The sequence below is a fragment of the Burkholderia sp. Se-20378 genome, from assembly GCF_017104665.1.
GTDB classification, from domain to species: domain Bacteria; phylum Pseudomonadota; class Gammaproteobacteria; order Burkholderiales; family Burkholderiaceae; genus Burkholderia; species Burkholderia lata.
In genome coordinates this window covers 1-4,827 of record NZ_JAAGPG010000604.1, presented here as the reverse complement: position 1 = coordinate 4,827, position 4,827 = coordinate 1, and the positions used below count along the sequence as shown (strand labels likewise).

The window sequence follows — 4,827 nt, the reverse complement described above, 5'->3', positions numbered from 1 at the left end:
GGCGAAGCGCCGGCCGGCGCGGGCACCGCGTACGCGTCAGGCCACGGCCGCGACGCTGTTGCGCGACGGCGAGACGAGCGGCACGTCGAACACGTCGTAGCCGAACACCCACGACGGATCCTCGTTCGTGCGCAACCACGTGTTGTTGTGCGATACGAGCTGCACCTTCGACGCACGCGCCGCGCGATTCGCTTCGTACAGCGCGAATGCACCCGCATAGTCGCTGACGCCGACTTCGTCGAGGCAGCGCGCGAGCATCGCGGCATCCTCGATCGCCATCGCCGCGCCCTGCGCCATGTGCGGCTTCATCGGATGGCACGCGTCGCCGAGCAGCACGAGGCGGCCGCGGCTCCACAACGGCAACGGATCGCGTTCGAGCAGCGGCCACTTGGTGATCGACGGCGACACGTCGATCAGGTGCTGGATGTCGGCATGGAAACCCGCGAACGCCTCGCGCATTTCGTCGCGGCTGCTGTCGACCATCGACACGCCTTCGGGCCATTCGGCCTGCGGCACGCCGGTCACGTAGTAATACTCGTCGCGCTTCTCGGTCACGTAGTAGACCATCATGTGGCGATCCTCCGACCACCACTTCACGCACATGTCGTACGGCTTGTTGTCGAGCAGCGATGCCGGGAACACCGCGCGGTGCGCGACGTAGCCCGTATAGCGCGGCGGTTCCGCGCCGAGCAGGTGCTCGCGGATCCGTGAATTCACGCCGTCCGCGCCGATCACGATGTCGGCCGTCTCGACGCTGCCGTCGGTGAACGTCAGGCGCACCGCGTCGCCGGTGTCCTCCACCGCCGCGAGCCGCTTGCCGAAGCGGATCGTGCCGAGCGTCACCGCCTGCGTCATCAATGCATGGAAATCGCCGCGATGCACGGTCAGGTAGCTCGCGCCGTAGGCCTTGCGCGCGTAGTCGCCGAGCGGGATCTGCGCTAGCACGTCGGCCGTCTGCCAGTCGCGGCTGTACCAGCAATCCGGATGCGAACCCATCGTCTCCAGCGCGTCCTCGCAGCCGATGCGCCGCATGATCTTCATCACGTTCGGGCCGAGGTGGATGCCCGCGCCGAGGCGCGAGAACGCCGGCGCCTGCTCGTACAGCGCGACGTCGTAGCCACCGCGCTGAAGCAGCGCCGCGGCGGCCGTGCCGCCGAGACCGGCGCCGATGATTGCGATACGAGGTGTGCTCATGCGGATCTCCTGATCGTGGGCCCGTCGCCGAACACGGCACGAGAACGGGCGGATTGAATAGCGTTTATATAGCGTACACACTCAATTTATTCACGACAAGCGGATTGTCGTCAGTCGCGACGACATTCGGGAAAACACCAATAATTCCACGAATACCCGCACCACAAAGCGATAGACGCACGTTCGACGTCATTTTGATCCATTGCCATTTTCAAATGTACACACTAGACTTTGCTCGACATCCGGCGATCCCGCGCCAGCGTGCCGCCCCACCCTTACCGACACGGAGCCTCCCCGTCATGAGCAAGACCTACCGCATCGGCCAGATCGTGCCGAGTTCCAACACGACGATGGAAACCGAGATTCCCGCGATGCTGCGGCTGCGCGAATCGATCCGCCCCGAGCGCTTCACGTATCACTCGAGCCGGATGCGGATGAAGAAGGTCGTCAAGGAAGAACTCGCGGCGATGGACGCCGAATCCGACCGCTGCGCAGTGGAACTGAGCGACGCGCGCGTCGACGTGCTCGGCTATGCATGCCTGGTCGCGATCATGGCTATGGGGCACGGCTATCACCGCGTGTCGCAGGCGCGCCTGACGAAGCACACGGCGGACAACGGCGCGCAGGCGCCGGTGCTGACGAGTGCGGGCGCGCTCGTCGACGCACTGAAGGTGATCGGCGCGAAGCGGATCGTCGTCGTCGCGCCGTACATGCTGCCGCTGACCGAACTCGTGGTCGACTACATCCGCAACGAGGGCTTCGACGTGCTCGCGTACCGCGCGCTGGAGATCCCCGACAACCTCGACGTCGGCCGCCACGACCCGGCGCGCCTGCCCGACATCGTGAAGACGCTGCCATACCAGGACGCCGATGCGATCGTGCTGTCCGCCTGCGTGCAGATGCCGTCGCTGCCGGCCGTCGCGAAGGTCGAGGCGATGACGGGCAAGCCCGTGATCACGGCCGCGATCGCGACGACCTACGCGATGCTGCGCGAGCTCGACCTCGAGCCGATCGTGCCCGGCGCCGGCGCGCTGCTGTCCGGCGCGTACTGAGCCCAGCCCTTTCGACGGAGTCCCTTCATGCCCTCGACTTTCCTGTATGGCGCGAACATCCGCGCGAACGGCATCCGCCAGCATTACCTGCGCTACGGCGGCGCGACCGGCGCGCGCGCCTCGCGCCCGGCGATCGTGCTGATTCCCGGCATCACGAGCCCCGCGATCACGTGGGGGTTCGTCGGCGAAGTATTCGGCGCGGCGTTCGATACCTACGTGCTCGACGTGCGCGGCCGCGGGCTGTCCGACGCATCGCCGTCGCTCGACTACAGCCTCGATGCCCAGGCCGACGACATCGCGGCACTCGTCGCTGCGCTCGGCCTGCCGCGCACGAGCCTCGTCGGCCATTCGATGGGCGCGCGGATCGCCGCGCGCGCCGCGCGGCGCGGCATCCGCGGGCTCGAATCGGTCGTGCTCGTCGATCCGCCCGTGTCGGGCCCGAACCGCCGCGACTATCCGGGCAAGCTGCCGTGGTACATCGACTCGATGGCGCTCGCGCGCGCCGGCACCGACGCCGAAGGCATGCGCGCGTTCTGCCCGACCTGGACCGACGCCGAGCTGCAGTTGCGCGCCGAATGGCTGCACACCTGCGACGAGCGCGCGGTGCGCGCGACGTACGAAGGCTTTCATGCCGACGATTTCCACGCGGACGCCGCGCAGCTGGCCGTGCCGTCGCTGCTGATCACGGCCGAACGCGGCGACGTGGTGCGCGACGACGACGTCGCCGAACTGCAGCGCGCGACGCCGTCGATGCGGCACGTGCGCGTGCCCGACGCCGGCCACATGATTCCGTGGGACAACGCCCCGGGCTTCTACGCGGCGTTCGGCGACTTCCTCGGCGCACCGCTCGCGGCCTGATCGCACGGCGCCCGCCCCTTTCCCTCACGCACTTACCGGAGCCGACGATGCCAGTCAGCGATACCCAACTGATCGACGCGTGGAAGCAGGTGCTCACGCTGTCGCGCCTCGAACCGGGCCAGACCGTCACGATCCTGACGAGCGCGGCCACCCACCCGCAGACGCTGTCGTGCGCGCTGATCGCGACGCAAATGATGGGCGCGATCGTCAACCGCCTCGACCTGCCGCCGGTGAACGGCGACAAGGCATTCAGCCGCGATCCGCTCGCGTATCTCGGCACGACGCCGCTGACCGGCAACAAGGCCGCGATCGCCGCGCTGCGCGAGAGCGACCTCGTGCTCGACCTGATGACGCTGCTGTTCTCGCCCGAGCAGCACGACATCCTGAAGTCCGGCACGAAAATCCTGCTCGCGGTCGAGCCGCCCGAAGTGCTCGTGCGGATGGTGCCGACGCTGGCCGACCGCACGCGCGTGCTCGCCGCGGCGAAACGGATCGCCGCCGCCCGCGAGATGCGCGTGACGTCGGCCGCCGGCACCGCGCTCGTGTGCCCGCTCGGCGAGTTCCCGCCAACCGCCGAATACGGCTTCGTCGATGCGCCGGGCCGCTGGGACCACTGGCCGAGCGGCTTCGCGCTGACCTACCCGAACGATCGCACCGCGCGCGGCACGATCGTCATCGATCGCGGCGACATCCTGCTGCCGCAGAAGCACTACGTGCGCGAACCCATCGCACTGACCGTCGAAGGCGGCTATGCGACGCGCATCGAGGGCGGCGTCGATGCCGACCTGCTGCGCGACTACATGGAGACCTTCGCCGACCCCGAAGGCTATGCGATCTCGCATATCGGCTGGGGGCTGCAGCCGCGCGCACGCTGGTCGACGCTCGGGCTGTACGACCGCGAGGCGACGATCGGGATGGACGCGCGCGCGTTCGAAGGCAACTTCCTGTTCTCGCTCGGCCCGAACAACGAAGGCGGCGGCAACCGCACGACCACCTGCCACATCGACATCCCGCTGCGCCGCTGCACGGTCGAACTCGACGGCGCGACCGTCGTGCGCGACGGCCGCGTGACCGACCAACCCGCCTGACCGACGAGCAACCGACACCATGAACGATCTTTCCCGCCACGCCGAAGCGAACGTGTATCGCCAGCAGGGTTTCGGCACGCCGCTGCCGCCGCACGGCAACCTCGGCCTGCTGATCGTCGACTTCGTGGTCGGCTTCGCCGATCCCGCGACGTTCGGCGGCGGCAACATCGCGCCGGCGATCGCGCGCACGACGCGCGCGCTCGCGCTGGCGCGCGAACGCGGCTGGCCCGTCGCGCACAGCCGCATCGTGTACGCGGACGACGGCAGCGACGACAACGTGTTCTCGCTGAAGGTGCCCGGCATGGCGACGCTGACCGAGCACCATCCGAACAGCGCGATCGTGCCGGAGCTCACGCCCGCGCCAGGCGAACTCGTCGTGCGCAAGACCGTGCCGTCGGCGTTCTTCGGCACGCAGCTGGCGCCGTGGCTCGCGCAACGGGCGGTGCAGACGCTGCTCGTCGCGGGCGCCGTGACGAGCGGCTGCGTGCGCGCGAGCGTCGTCGACGCGATGTCGCACGGGTTCCGCCCGCTCGTGCTCGCCGATTGTGTCGGCGACCGCGCGATCGCGCCGCACGACGCGAACCTGTTCGACATGCAGCAGAAATACGCGGCGGTGATGCCGCTCGACGATGCGA

5 protein-coding genes are annotated in these 4,827 nt (G+C 68.5%); 4 read left to right on the top strand and 1 reads right to left on the bottom strand.

The window, feature by feature from the left end:
* Window positions 1–36: 36 nt before the first annotated feature.
* On the bottom strand, window positions 37–1,194 hold the full coding sequence (locus tag G3N93_RS34640) for an FAD-dependent monooxygenase (protein ID WP_206134989.1): 1,158 nt from the start codon (window positions 1,192–1,194) through the stop codon (window positions 37–39).
* Between the two features lie 299 nt (window positions 1,195–1,493).
* Between G3N93_RS34640 and G3N93_RS34635 the strand changes: the two genes are divergently transcribed.
* The 4 genes from G3N93_RS34635 to G3N93_RS34620 all read left to right on the top strand — a co-directional run.
* Window positions 1,494–2,246 (top strand): Asp/Glu racemase, encoded by a 753-nt coding sequence (locus G3N93_RS34635; RefSeq protein WP_174936043.1) that lies wholly within the window; start codon window positions 1,494–1,496, stop codon window positions 2,244–2,246.
* Between the two features lie 27 nt (window positions 2,247–2,273).
* Window positions 2,274–3,104, top strand: a complete 831-nt coding sequence (locus G3N93_RS34630) for an alpha/beta fold hydrolase (RefSeq protein ID WP_206134988.1) — start codon at window positions 2,274–2,276, stop codon at window positions 3,102–3,104.
* 47 nt (window positions 3,105–3,151) lie between these two features.
* A complete protein-coding gene (locus tag G3N93_RS34625) occupies window positions 3,152–4,192 on the top strand; it encodes a 2,5-dihydroxypyridine 5,6-dioxygenase (RefSeq protein ID WP_174936047.1) in 1,041 nt (346 codons plus the stop codon).
* 19 nt (window positions 4,193–4,211) lie between these two features.
* The coding region (locus G3N93_RS34620; RefSeq protein ID WP_206134987.1) for an isochorismatase family protein at window positions 4,212–4,827 on the top strand (616 nt) is incomplete at its 3' end.

Excerpts from the sequence above, each read along its gene's own strand:
- G3N93_RS34640 (WP_206134989.1), bottom strand. The coding sequence starts at position 1,194 with ATGAGCACACCTCGTATCGCAATCATCGGCGCCGGTCTCGGCGGCACG.
- G3N93_RS34625 (WP_174936047.1), top strand. The coding sequence starts at position 3,152 with ATGCCAGTCAGCGATACCCAACTGATCGACGCGTGGAAGCAGGTGCTC.
- G3N93_RS34635 (WP_174936043.1), top strand. The coding sequence starts at position 1,494 with ATGAGCAAGACCTACCGCATCGGCCAGATCGTGCCGAGTTCCAACACG.
- G3N93_RS34630 (WP_206134988.1), top strand. The coding sequence starts at position 2,274 with ATGCCCTCGACTTTCCTGTATGGCGCGAACATCCGCGCGAACGGCATC.